We start from the raw sequence: 13,025 nt of genomic DNA, 5'->3' as shown, positions 1-13,025 counted from the left end.
TATAAAATATATGAGACTCTCGAGGATTTTCATCGATATGATTAAATAATTTAGTAATTCTAGTACTTTATTCTAATTCTCCATTAGTTTCTATAACTTTTTTATACCAATAAAAACTATCTTTTTTTATTCTCTCTAATCCCAATATATCATGATCAGTTCTGTTCGTATAAACTAAACCATAACGTTTTCTAAAGCCCTGTGCAGAACTTAAAAGATCCATAAATGACCATGGACAGTAACCAAGCATTTCAACACCATCTTCTATAGCTAAGGCACAAGCATTTATATGTTCTCTTAAATAGTCAATACGATAGTCATCATGAACTTTTCCATCTTCTAAAACATCAGGAGTTCCTAATCCATTTTCCGTTATTATAATAGGCAGATGATATCTTTGCCAATACTCATTTAATGCAACACGCAAACCTGACGGATCGATTGAAGCACCATATTCAGAAGCTTTCAATCTAGGATTCATGGACATTTTAAATAATCCATATAGATTAAAGTCTACAGTACCTTCTCTAGTTCCATACGGATGATTATCATCAACTGGTAAAGCTTCCGCACAATTTGTTCTATAATAATTCACTGCTATAAAATCCATTTTTGCTCTTTTTAAGATGTCCTTATCTTCTGGTTCAATATAAGGCATTATATCTCGTTCTTTGAGATATTTTGAATAATAGCCTGGATATTCACCATAACAATGCATATCAAGCATATAATAAACCTTAAAATTATCATTCATGCGTGAAGCATAAACATCTTCTGGCTTGCATGTAAGTGGATAGGTTACAGATGATGATACAGCTGCCCCAATTTTACTATTACTTATCATTTCATGACATGCATTAACTGCAAGAGCATGTGCTAAACACATGTTATAATCCATTTGAGCACGCATTTTATCAATTTTTAATGGATCTTTTTCATCATAAATATTGATTCTTTCTTCCACTCTGACAATTAAATTTTGTTCATTATGAGGCTGCCAGTACTTAACTCTATCTCCAAATTCCTTAAAACAAATTTTGGCAAATCTTTCATACGCTTGTACAGTTTCTCTACCTTCCCATCCATTATATTTTTCAACTAAAGCAAAAGGTAAATCAAAATGATATAAAGTTACAAAAGGCACAATGTTGAATTCAATTAATTTATTGATTACTTTATTATAAAAATCTATTCCTTTTTGATTAATTTCGCCCTCACCATCTGGAATAATTCTTGCCCATGATATAGAAAATCTGTAAGTTTTCATTCCTAATTCTTTCATTAAATCTATATCTTCTTCAAAATTATGATAAAAATCAGAAGCTACTTTTGTATCAGCTTGTATGTCAGATTTCTTAAAAGAATTATAATCAGCTACAGTCATTTTTTTACCATCTTCATCCCATGCACCTTCAATTTGAAAGGCAGAAGATGATGCACCCCATAAGAAATCTTTTGGAAATATTTTATTCATGTAAATCCTCCTCGTTAATCACATAGACTTTTTATTTCTTTTTGTGCTTTAAATTAAAACAGTTAATATTAGTATGTTTAATTTCATTTTGCTAGGGAAATAATTATATCGTTATCTGATACATACTTACTTTCACATGGACTCACATCTGCAAAATCTCCTGTATTACTCACTATTACTGGTGTTGTAATATCATATCCAGCTTCTTTAAGCTTATCCATATCAAATGATATTAGTTTATTTCCCTTTTTTACGTAATCACCTTGTTTTACATATGCTTCAAAATGTTTTCCTCTTAATTCTACTGTATTAATTCCAATATGAATTAATAGTTCAGCTCCATTATTTAATTTTAAGCCTATAGCATGTAACGTAGGAAATAGTGAAACAACTTTACAATCAGCAGGAGCTTTTATTATTCCATCAGCTGGAATTAAAGCTACACCGTTACCTATAACCTTTGATGAAAACACATTGTCATTCACCTCAGCTAATGGAATGATATTTCCTTTTAATGGAGAAGTAATTTCAAGGTCATCACTAAAAAATGAATTTTTAGCTAAATTATCAATTTTATCTTCTTCCTCATCGTTTTCTATATCCTCAAATCCAACTATATAAGTTAAAATAGCAGAACCAAAGAATGCAATAGCACAGCCACCTAAGTAACTTAGAAATGGTACTAATCCAGCTGAAGCATAAACAGGTATTGTTAAAATACCTTGGTTTGCAAAGGCATTTCCATAAGATCCTCCAATTCCCATAATTCCACCACCAATAGCACCACAGATTACAGCACATACCATTGGTTTTTTTAATCTAAGATTTGCACCATAGATAGCAGGTTCTGTAATTCCAAAAAGAGCAGTAATACTAGCAGACATAGAAATTGTTTTTAATTGCTTATTTTTTGTCTTGAAGAATACTCCAAGTGCAGAACCAGCTTGTGAAAAATTAGCTGCACCTGCAAAAGCCAAAAGATTTTGTCTTCCAGTTTGTGCAACATCATTAATACCAATAGGAACTAAAGCTTTATGTGCTCCAAATATAACCAACACACACCATAATCCTCCAATAAAAGCTCCACATAAAACTGGACTAAATGTGTAAATAGCTTTATAAGCAAAATTAATAGCATTTCCTAAATATATTCCAATAGGGCCAAATAGTAAAATTGTAGCAGGAAGCATCACAAGCAAGACACAGGTTGGAACCATAATAATTTTTAATACTTCTGGTATATGTTTTTCAAAGAATCTTTCTACATAAGATAGTACCCATACTGCAATGATAATTGGAATTACAGAAGAGGTATAAGGCGCTTTTGTCACAGAAAGTCCTAAAAAATCAACTGCATCCTTTCCTGTCATAAGTGCAGTGAAAGCAGGATAACATAAAGTTGCTGCAATAATCATTGATAATACTTGACTAGTTTTAAATACTTTAGCTGCTGTAAATGCTAAAAATATAGGTAAGAAATAAAATACAGCATCAGATAATGCATTTAAAATAATATAGCTTTGATATTGTTTTACATCAATTCCATATTTATTTGAATAAAATAGTACCCAAATTGCTAAAATTCCTTTAACCATACCAGATCCAGCAATAGCAGGAACTATAGGAACAAAGATGCCTGATAAACCAGATAAAAGTGCATTCCCAATACTTTGTCTTTCAGCAGAATCTGAAGTTGAAACACCTGATTCCGGTACTAATTTAATCATTTCATCATAAACCTTTGTAACCTTGTTTCCTATTACAACTTGAAATTGTCCCATACCTTCAACAACTGAAATAACCCCTTCGATTTTGGAAATTACGTCTTTATTTACTTTAGATGAATTATTTAATTTAAATCTGAGGCGTGTCATACAATGAGATAATTCTTTTACATTATCCCTTCCACCTAAATTTTTCAAAATATCTTGTGCTATTTTTGCATAATCCATAATTAATTCCTCCTAAAATATTTACACAATTTTTAGCTTTTTGTTTCATGGCCATTCAACAAAAAAAGACCAAATCAAATAGCTAGATTATATAAAAATAATCTAAACGATTGATTCGATCTTGCCTGCATTACCAGTAGCACGTCTACTATGATATATTTCATTTTATGTTTATATACTACCATAAACGTTTTCACAAAGTCAAGTTTTAATTATTTATAAAAATTAACGGTAATCCTCCACATCAAATTCGTTGTTTTATAATAATAGTAATATAATGAAGGAATTCTTCTGTAATATCACAGATAAGCTTATCTAACAAGTATCTCTAAATATTGTGAGTTCTTTTTTATAACGCTTCTCTCACAATATCAATATAATCTTGTAAATATTGTGGCAAACAACTATTCTTTCTTTACAACGCTAAACGTTTAGTTGTAATTTTAGGATCTCCTATTAAAAAATATATAAAATATGTATTAACATTACATGTGCTGTGATTATATACTAAAGCTAGATAATATTTAAAGTTTCCTTTAAGTTACTAAGTATTTTTTAACCAATACAGATCAAATTTGGAGGTGTTATCATGAAAAAGGGATATTTATGTATAGCTTTGACAACTATTATTTTTAGTACAATGGAAATCGTACTAAAGTTTATTTCTGGAGTATTTAATCCTATACAGCTTACTTTTACTAGATTTTTTATAGGTGGGTTATTTTTAATTCCCTTTGCTTTAAATGCACTTCATAAAAAACATTCTTCTATTTCAGCTAAAGATTTGCGCTATTTTGCTTTTTTAGGTTTCTTAGGTACTGTTGTGAGTATGGTGTTATATCAATTGGCAGTCCAAAACTCAAAGGCTTCTGTTGTTGCTGTTTTATTTAGCTGCAATCCAGTCTTTGTTACAATCTTGGCTTTCTTTCTATTGAAAGAAGCTATTCACAAAAACAATGTTCTTGCTTTAATTCTTGAAGTTGTTGGAACAATAATCATAATAAATCCATTAAATACACAACTTAGTGTACTTGGCACCATACTTACAATTGCATCTACATTAACTTTTGCTTTTTATGGAGTTTCCGGTAAAAAGAAATGCGCTAAATATGGAGGTATCGTAGTTACTTGCTTTGGTTTTTTATTTGGAAGTCTTGAAATGTTAGCTTTAATTGGTTTAAGTCATATATCTCCTATTGCAAACTTGTTTTATTCTAATAACCTTGAAATATTCTCAAATATACCTTTATTTACAGGCTACACTTTAAGCACTCTTCCTATTGTATCGTATATTTGTATAATTAATACTGGTGTTGGATTTGCTTGTTATTTTAAATCAATGGAAGAAACTTCAGCACAAGTTACTTCTTTAGTTTTCTTCTTTAAACCAATATTAGCACCAATTCTTGCATTAATTTTATTACATGAAGTTATTCCATATAATATGCTTATTGGTATTTTATTTATACTTTTGGGTTCACTTTCATCTATTTTACCTGGATTATCAACTCAAAATAATACTAACTAAGATATTTATAGTATCTATCAATACTTTTTTCAAATTCAAGAAAATCAATATTTCTTCCGATTCTAATTATCTCTTTACCTTCAATATAGAGTATTAATAAAGGAAAGGAGAAAACACTTTTCATTGCTGCAAATTCCATTTCCTTTTCACCATCTATATCTATAATATTAATTTCAGGATATAATTCTAAAAGCTTCTCAACCTTGCTCCTAATGACTTCGCAAGCTCCACATGCTTTATTGCTAAAATATAAAATAAGCATTTTACTATTATTAATCTTGTCATCAATTCTATCCTGATATGTTACTTCTTCCAAACAAATCCCACCTCTCAATTACATATATGTAATTAATTGAACTCTAAGCATTATACATCAACCTACTGCTGAGCATTACTTTATTATTAATCTTATAATAGTTACTTACCAAATTTAGCAAGTTCAGAAAATTTCACATCATTTTACAACTTACCAAAAATTATTTCCTAAAAAGCACATTTATGCTAACCACTTCATTATTAGTACCAATTCTAAATGGAGGACCCCAAGTACCTACCCCAGAGGATACAATCACATGAGGACTATCTTTGTCTTTTCTATAATATCCATAATCAACATCAAATATAGCATTTGTAATATAATTAAGAGGAAAAATTTGTCCTCTATGAGTATGGCCACATAAAACAAGATCTATATTTGAATTATATTCCTTAATATTTGAAGGCTGATGATCTAGTACAATAACGGGTAACTCCTTAGATTTCTCATCTAAATCAAGAAGTTGTCCTCTTGCTTCACCATGATATCCAATAGGACTTGAATCCCTCCTTCCAGCTATTACAAATTCATTTTCAATATTAATGTAATCATCATTTAAAACCTTGACGGGTGATTTTTCAAGAAACTCAATTATTTCCTTATAAGTTTTACCTGCGTCATGATTCCCCATACAAGCATATATTCCATGTTTAGATTTGATCTCCTTCAACAATTCTTGTATCCTTTCTGGATTTTCCATTGCATAATAATCACTATCAAAAATATCCCCAGAAAAGCATACAATATCTGGACTTGTACTATTTATTTTCTTAATTACTTTACTAAAATGCTCGTAATTGTTTATGCCACTCAAATGAATATCACTTATTAAGGCTATTTTCAATTCACTAATTTCAGCTTTCTTATTAATCCTTACATTATAAGATTTAAGTTTTATATTTTTCGCATTAATCCTTCCATAGATTAATGTACCTAAAACAGTCATAAATACAAGCCAACCTTTAATCAAAACTACTTGCCGTTGAAAATCTGGACTAACTGGACCAAACCGGAAGCAAAGAAACACTATTATAATTGAAATTAAAGTTGTTAACAGCAGATAGAAATAACTCCCCATCCAATAATATGATAAACAAGCTATATACTTTCGCACTTTATATCTGGCAGGCAAAGAAAGCATAATAAAAACTGATAAAGCACAAATTGAATAAATTATATAAAAAATATAGTGAGGTAAACTTGGCCACATTATAAGAATCCACGTCATTGCCTCTTTAGCAATCATTAAATTAGTAAGACCATAAATAATAAATACACTAAGAATAACTACAGCAACTAGCATAACTAACCTCTTTTCTTCTTTTGATAAATTTTTTAAAATTTCCAATTCCATAATTTCTAATATGGTATTAATTAAGTGAATCTATATTTAATATATAATTCTTAACGCTATTAATGTCAATATATTTGCATCTCCATATTTATCCTAACAAAATTACCACAGCCATTCATACTATATTTATGTATTATTTGTATCGAATTAGGCTCTTTTTCATGAAAAAGTATAATTTATGTTTTAGGAATTATAATTATTTCCTCGACTTTAATTGTTAAAATTTCTTTGATTATTCTATTAAAGAACAAATTATTTTTAATCTAAATATGCAATAAGCTATAACAAAAAATAGTTGGATCTACTTTAAGCAAAAACTTAAATAGCTTCAACTATCTGTATATTTTTATATTAATAATTTTATTTATATTCTAGTATGAATTTCAATTAAAATGGATATACATATGAAGTATCTGGATTATTATCTTTTTCTATATGTTCTAATACTATAATCGGATCTACTGCACCATCATAAGTATCTTTTTTAATTTTTCCTTTAACTTTAACCCAAGTATCATTCCTGTAAGATTCTAAACTATTATTATCACATCTAAGTCCAGCAATTTGCATGTCAGCAGCACAGCATACCATCATAAACCTTCCTAATATAAACTCATTTTCTTTTAGTTCTTTATTTCTATAAACAAATCCTGCTATTTCTATTTCTTTTCCTTCATATTTATCAATATTATCTATAATTTCATCAATGGAAAATACAAAATTTCTTTGATTTACTTCAATAATATTATTTCTAATATCTAATTGTTTTTTATTAACTACACCTTGTCCATTGCTTTCAGTTTTACCACTATATATTTCATATGTTGAACCAGCAGAATCCAAATTATCTGTAATATCAGTATTTTTATCTTTATTAGAAGCAGTATATGAATTTGCATTAGTACTTTGCATAAAGAATACTAGGATTAATGGAATTGCAAAGACAACATAATTTTTCAGCTTAATTTTTCTTTTTCTATTATTAATACTATCTGGAATAAAAAATAATGCAATTATAAACATCGATATCATTCCAAATATTGCAAATGGAACAATTCTTGGATGTACATAAATTAATATTTGATTATTTAAAATAATCACAAGATAAAATATTGAAAAACCTAATAATATCAGCATTTTTAATATTACATCCATATCTAATTTTTTCATATTTTTCACCTCAATAATATATAAGATTTAATATGATAAGTAAATTAACCCAATGTTTATTAAAACACAATATGATACTAGAAAAACAAAAAACATTAACTTTAAAACGAATTTATTTTTAAAATTACCAAAAAGCATAATTGCATTTTTTATATCAAGCATTGGTCCAACTACTAGGAACCCCATTACAGAGTTTATAGAAAACTGTGTCAAAAAACCTTTTGCAACAAATGCATCTGATGTTGAACAAATTGAAAGTAAAAAAGATATTAATATCATAAATATAAGTGAAAGTCTATTATCATTAGGAAGGTAACCCTTGTTATTTAATGATATTACATTTTGAAAAATGGTAGAAAGAACTGTACCTATTATCATATATTTACCTGTATTAAAAAATTCCTCCCCAGCGTGAATAAACACCGATCTAATTTTCTCAAACTTATTTTCTGAAGTATTATCTTCATTATCACATAGCCCGCAATTACAGCTTGTTAAATTAGTATTATCCTTTAATATTTCTTCCCCTTTTTTAATTGAAAGTTGCATAATTAAGCCTACCACTATTGCAATAATTATTCCTGAACAAACTCTATAAATTACTACTGATTTCATGCCTTGAAAAGCATACATTGTTGAAATAATAGCTATTGGATTTACTATAGGTGCAGCTAACATAAAAGTAATTCCAGCACCTATAGGTATTTTCTTTTTCATAAATCCTTTAACAACCGGGATTGTCCCGCAGTCACATATAGGAAATAATAAACCAGCAAAAGCTGCTAATATGCATGATAAAAAAATATTTTTGGGAAATATTTTTATAAATGTATCTTTAGAAACATAAATTTGTATTATTGCAGACACAAAGCTTCCTACTAAAATGAATGGTAATCCTTGAATTAAAATACTTAAAAATGTAATATATAATTTTTGAAACATAACTAAATAACCATTATAGCTAATAGAATCACACGTATAAAGAGATACTAAACAAGTAAATAGTAATAATAGTCCCCCTATATAAAACAAGTTTTTCATAATAGAAAAATCACTTCTATTTCTTATTTCTCTAAACTCCTCTTGAAAAATTTCTTTTATATTTAAGTTAGGGACATATTCTATAAGACTAGCTGTTTCATTAATCTTCTTAATTTCTTTTTGTATACTTTTAAATTCATTTTTATCTAATTCATTTATACTATTTAATACTATGCTATCGCTATTAAAAATTTGATTACTTATAATATTTTTTAGATTTTTCAAAAGTATGAAAAATTGTTTTGCGTTAATTATAGCTACAATATCATCAATTTTACATAATTTTTTGACGGACTTGTCATTAAAAATATTAATAATAGAATTAGGATTTTTCATGCTATTTTCTTCAATGAATATTCTATCCGGAGAATACTTTAATAAAATATTTCTTATATACATATCAGTAATATCTTCATTTGAATCATTTTTTAAATTAATAATATTCATTAATTTATTGGAATTATATAGTTTATCATTAATATCGGTTTCTCCAAATTCATTTTGGATAATTACAATTTTTTCATTTGCCAATTCATCTGTCTTTAACATAGAATTTATAAAACTAGTTTTTCCAGATCCAATAAAACCCAAAACAATATTTATTTTAGTTTTCATCCTTCACTCTCCCTATTGTAATCATTTTTCATAAAAGAATTATATTACCAGCTGATAAAAATTACAACCTCTTAAATATTCTCAAAAGAAACTTAGTATTAATGTTTTATGTTAACTTATAAATATTCCTACACTAATTCATTTATTCATTTTCTAAACATTTATAAATTTCATCTAAATTATATCTCATTGATTCACTATAGCTCTTATCATCTTCCTTCGATTCTAATGTTAAGATCGGAACCACCTTTGCACCTACTTCATTCGCTAATGTTTCTGATACCTTAGGACTTGCAAGGGATTCTGAAAAAACAGTTTTTATATTGCTTTCTCTACAAAACTTAACTAAATCTTCTAATTGTTTAGGCGTAGGTTCACCTTCTCCAAATAGATTTTCTACTGACTTTTGTGTTAAACCAAAATCTCTGCACAAGTAACCAAAGGCAGCATGTCCTGTTACAAAATTCTTTTCATCTAATTTTACAAGGGTATTTTTTATATTCTCAGACTGTATTTCTGCATTTTTTAAACTTAACCAACTATGAGGATCGATGGCATTTTCTTCTTTTCTTGCTTCTACTCCTTTAGTTGGCCCTACAATAGGTATTTTTTTATCTTTTATTACGTCGTTAACTTTATCAACCCAACTCTCCATCCCAAGTCCATTATAAATAAAAGCATCACTTTTAGTTAGCACTTCAAGATCTTGCGCTTTGGGCTCATAATCATGTGGTTCAACGTTTTTAGGGACTAAACAGGTAACTTCTGCTTTATCTCCTGCAATCTCTTCTGTGAATTCTTGTAATGGATAAATTGACACTGTAATTTTCAATTTATCAGCTTTTGCTTTTTAAGCGTTATCTGATGTTGTTTAGGTATTAGTCCCACAGCCTATTAGTAAAATACCTGTCATTAAAGCTAAAACTCCTGAAATAATTTTCTTTTTCATATTTGCACCCCCCCACATGCATATGATTTGCATTTGCATTTAATAATACTACTATTAATATTTAAATATGTCAACAATATTAAAATTTAACAATAGCTATTTTAATTTACAATTCTCAACCAATCATTAAAATAGCAAATCCATATTATAGTAGGATTAAAAATAAAAACTTACCATCTATATTTTTATGGTAAGTTTTAACCTCAAATATTATTCTAATTTTTTAACTTTTAAATTTATCAAAGATTTAAGTTGAACCAAAATAAATCAATATTATTTATGCTACCAATTTCAAACCTATTACTCCAACTAAAATCATACCTATAAATAAAATCCTTTTATAATCCCTCGATTCACCATAAAATATCATACCCACAAGGGTTCCTCCCACTGTTCCGATTCCTGTCCAAACTGCATAAGAAATTCCCATAGGAAGAGTTTTCATTGCCATGGATAAAAAAGTTAAACTGAATGCAAATCCAACAAATACTCTTAAATAAGACTGTATATTTTTATATTTCATTACTCTATTCATACTATCAACACCAAATACTTCACAGCAGCCAGCTAAAATTAAAAATATCCACCCCATATTAAATTTCTCCTTTCGTATCTGAATTTGGTGTAACAATTTTCAAACCTAATATTCCTATTAAAAGTACAGTAATAAATAATATTTTGTTCCAGCTAAAAGCTTCATTAAAAAAAAACATCCCAGTTAAAACTGTCCCCACTGTCCCTATTCCTGTAAAAACAGCATAAACTGTTGCAACTGGAACTTCTTTTGTTGCTTCAAACAATAACCAGAAGGATAAAACTATAAGCATTACTACTCCTATCCAAGTAATTACACCATTTGAGTATTTTAATCCTGTAGCCCAAAGTACTTCTATAATTCCAGAAATTATTATAAATATCCAATTTCTATTCATTAAATTTCGCTCCTTAAAATATATTCACTTCTCCTTGAAGTCTAATTTTATATTTCATATAATAAAGTATAGTGTTACACGATAGTCAATAGGAGGTCTTCTTATGATGAATAAAAATCAAAAAATTTATTTCTCAACCGGTGAATTTGCCAAAATTGTTGGCGTTACTAAACATACGCTTTTTCATTATGATAAATTAGGAATATTTTCACCAGAAATTAAAGGAGAAAATGAATATAGATATTATTCTGCTTTTCAAGTTGAACCTTTTTTTGTTATATCAGCTTTAAAAGAATTAGGAATGCCGCTTAAAGAAATCAAAGCATATTTAGATATAAGAACTCCAAATGAATTGATAGCTCTTTTAAATAATCAAAATAATAAAATAGATGCAGAAATTAATAGACTCTTAGCTATAAAAAATTTAATTTCTCAAAAAGTAAAAACAACTCAATCAATATTCAATATAAATGATGAAAAAATTTTTATATCAAAGGAGGAAATGGAATTATTCTTCATTTCAAATGCACTTCCAAATTCAGACTATGGAAATATCCCACTATCTTTTGCAAACCATATGAGATATTGTACTGAAAATAATATTATCTCTCCATTTACTGTTGGACAAATGCTTAGCTTAGAAAATGTAAAAACAGCCAATTATAATTTATATAGCTTTTTTTATACAAAAATTTCAGCACCATTAGCAGAAAATAATTTATATAAAAAAGAAGCAGGTAACTATTTAACTGCTTATCATACAACTGGATATGACTCTATAGGAGAAACCTATTTAAAAATTCTTGACTTTGCTAATGAAAATAATTTAAATTTAGGTGAGTATTTTTTTGAAGATGTGATTTTAGATGAATTGTCTGTATCTGGTTACGAAAACTTTGTTATAAAAACTTCTATTTTAATAAAAAAATAAGGCTATGTTTTAATACAATGTTGAAATATGGCCATAAAAATTATAGGTGGGATTGTCCACCTATAATACTCAATATATGAATATTGTATCTTTTATTTTTTATTAAATATTATTGTTTTTTTTCTTTTTGGTGGTGTCAATTTAGTTTTCATATATCCAATACTCATAGGGCAAACCAATTCATATTGTTCTGGAACACCATACTTTTCTTTAAATTCCTTTGTGTTTAAAGTATGCTCTGCAAATCCAATCCAACAAGTTCCAATTCCTATACTATGAGCTGCCAACATAATATTTCCTGCTACAAGACTGCAATCATAAACATGCCAATGAGATTCTACATTTCCATAAATAATCAGCAATGTACTTGCGTGATTGAAAATACTATATTGTGGGTTCTTTAACCAATTTTCATATTGATGTAAATAAGGATATTTTTCAAAATTATCTAATAAATATTGTTTTGTCATTTCAGATAATGAATTTATTTCATTTTTATCTTGAATAATTACAAATCCCCATGGTTCAAGACCTGAACCGGTTGATGATTTTGTACCAAGTTCAATTAGATTATTTAGAACTTCTTCAGGTATTATTTCATCTGTATATGCTCTAATACTTCTTTTGCTATTAATACATTCTAAAATTTCCATTTTTATTCATCCCCTCTAGTATGATTAATCGTATTTTTTATATTACAGAATTTTATTTTAAAAATTAAATCATTAAGTATTTATTACTCCTTACAATATTTAATTCATCA

Annotated in this window: 11 protein-coding genes and 1 pseudogene; 2 read left to right on the top strand and 10 right to left on the bottom strand. The window is 27.8% G+C overall.

Features of this window, described 5'->3' with window-relative positions:
- Positions 1–67 precede the first annotated feature (67 nt).
- A complete protein-coding gene (locus L3B98_RS08800) occupies positions 68–1,474 on the bottom strand; it encodes a glycoside hydrolase family 1 protein (RefSeq protein WP_238916345.1) in 1,407 nt (468 codons plus the stop codon).
- Between the two features lie 83 nt (positions 1,475–1,557).
- Positions 1,558–3,426, bottom strand: a complete 1,869-nt coding sequence (locus L3B98_RS08795) for a beta-glucoside-specific PTS transporter subunit IIABC (protein WP_238916344.1) — start codon at positions 3,424–3,426, stop codon at positions 1,558–1,560.
- A 589-nt stretch (positions 3,427–4,015) separates the two neighbouring features.
- Between L3B98_RS08795 and L3B98_RS08790 the strand changes: the two genes are divergently transcribed.
- Complete coding sequence (locus L3B98_RS08790) at positions 4,016–4,954, top strand: DMT family transporter (RefSeq protein ID WP_238916343.1); 939 nt, start codon at positions 4,016–4,018, stop codon at positions 4,952–4,954.
- Here the strand turns inward: L3B98_RS08790 and L3B98_RS08785 are convergent.
- From L3B98_RS08785 to L3B98_RS08755, 7 genes and pseudogenes are all read right to left on the bottom strand, one after another.
- A complete protein-coding gene (locus L3B98_RS08785) occupies positions 4,947–5,270 on the bottom strand; it encodes a thioredoxin family protein (protein WP_238916342.1) in 324 nt (107 codons plus the stop codon). The genes L3B98_RS08790 and L3B98_RS08785 overlap by 8 nt on opposite strands.
- Before the next feature lie 160 nt (positions 5,271–5,430).
- The gene (locus L3B98_RS08780; protein ID WP_238916341.1) at positions 5,431–6,624 is read right to left on the bottom strand and encodes a metallophosphoesterase; all 1,194 of its coding nucleotides are present in this window, start codon (positions 6,622–6,624) and stop codon (positions 5,431–5,433) included.
- Positions 6,625–7,011: 387 nt separating this feature from the next.
- On the bottom strand, positions 7,012–7,794 hold the full coding sequence (locus tag L3B98_RS08775; RefSeq protein ID WP_015392414.1) for a TIGR03943 family protein: 783 nt from the start codon (positions 7,792–7,794) through the stop codon (positions 7,012–7,014).
- Between the two features lie 27 nt (positions 7,795–7,821).
- Positions 7,822–9,450 (bottom strand): permease, encoded by a 1,629-nt coding sequence (locus L3B98_RS08770; RefSeq protein ID WP_238916340.1) that lies wholly within the window; start codon positions 9,448–9,450, stop codon positions 7,822–7,824.
- A gap of 142 nt (positions 9,451–9,592) precedes the next feature.
- Positions 9,593–10,399: pseudogene (locus tag L3B98_RS08765) on the bottom strand (zinc ABC transporter substrate-binding protein).
- A 277-nt stretch (positions 10,400–10,676) separates the two neighbouring features.
- Entirely contained in the window at positions 10,677–10,991 is a 315-nt protein-coding gene (locus L3B98_RS08760; protein ID WP_238916339.1) for a multidrug efflux SMR transporter, read from the bottom strand.
- A 1-nt stretch (position 10,992) separates the two neighbouring features.
- Complete coding sequence (locus L3B98_RS08755) at positions 10,993–11,331, bottom strand: multidrug efflux SMR transporter (RefSeq protein WP_238916338.1); 339 nt, start codon at positions 11,329–11,331, stop codon at positions 10,993–10,995.
- 103 nt (positions 11,332–11,434) lie between these two features.
- Here L3B98_RS08755 and L3B98_RS08750 point away from each other — a divergent pair, with 103 nt between their 5' ends.
- A complete protein-coding gene (locus tag L3B98_RS08750) occupies positions 11,435–12,262 on the top strand; it encodes a MerR family transcriptional regulator (RefSeq protein ID WP_238916337.1) in 828 nt (275 codons plus the stop codon).
- A 92-nt stretch (positions 12,263–12,354) separates the two neighbouring features.
- Here L3B98_RS08750 and L3B98_RS08745 read toward each other — a convergent pair whose 3' ends face one another.
- Positions 12,355–12,915 carry a nitroreductase gene (locus L3B98_RS08745; RefSeq protein WP_238916336.1) on the bottom strand — a complete coding sequence of 187 codons (561 nt, stop codon included), beginning with the start codon at positions 12,913–12,915 and terminating at the stop codon, positions 12,355–12,357.
- Between the last annotated feature and the right edge of the window lie 110 nt (positions 12,916–13,025).

This window comes from Clostridium sp. YIM B02555 (assembly GCF_022320955.1).
Lineage (GTDB): Bacteria > Bacillota > Clostridia > Clostridiales > Clostridiaceae > Clostridium > Clostridium saccharoperbutylacetonicum.
The sequence above is the reverse complement of the archived record's forward strand: the minus strand, read 5'-3'. Positions and strand labels throughout refer to the sequence as shown.

What these genes read in the sequence shown, in the direction of transcription:
- L3B98_RS08800 (WP_238916345.1), bottom strand. Translation starts at nt 1,474, where the DNA reads ATGAATAAAATATTTCCAAAAGATTTCTTATGGGGTGCATCATCTTCT.
- L3B98_RS08775 (WP_015392414.1), bottom strand. Translation starts at nt 7,794, where the DNA reads ATGAAAAAATTAGATATGGATGTAATATTAAAAATGCTGATATTATTA.
- L3B98_RS08750 (WP_238916337.1), top strand. Translation starts at nt 11,435, where the DNA reads ATGATGAATAAAAATCAAAAAATTTATTTCTCAACCGGTGAATTTGCC.
- L3B98_RS08760 (WP_238916339.1), bottom strand. Translation starts at nt 10,991, where the DNA reads ATGGGGTGGATATTTTTAATTTTAGCTGGCTGCTGTGAAGTATTTGGT.
- L3B98_RS08745 (WP_238916336.1), bottom strand. Translation starts at nt 12,915, where the DNA reads ATGGAAATTTTAGAATGTATTAATAGCAAAAGAAGTATTAGAGCATAT.
- L3B98_RS08790 (WP_238916343.1), top strand. Translation starts at nt 4,016, where the DNA reads ATGAAAAAGGGATATTTATGTATAGCTTTGACAACTATTATTTTTAGT.
- L3B98_RS08795 (WP_238916344.1), bottom strand. Translation starts at nt 3,426, where the DNA reads ATGGATTATGCAAAAATAGCACAAGATATTTTGAAAAATTTAGGTGGA.
- L3B98_RS08770 (WP_238916340.1), bottom strand. Translation starts at nt 9,450, where the DNA reads ATGAAAACTAAAATAAATATTGTTTTGGGTTTTATTGGATCTGGAAAA.
- L3B98_RS08755 (WP_238916338.1), bottom strand. Translation starts at nt 11,331, where the DNA reads ATGAATAGAAATTGGATATTTATAATAATTTCTGGAATTATAGAAGTA.
- L3B98_RS08780 (WP_238916341.1), bottom strand. Translation starts at nt 6,624, where the DNA reads ATGGAATTGGAAATTTTAAAAAATTTATCAAAAGAAGAAAAGAGGTTA.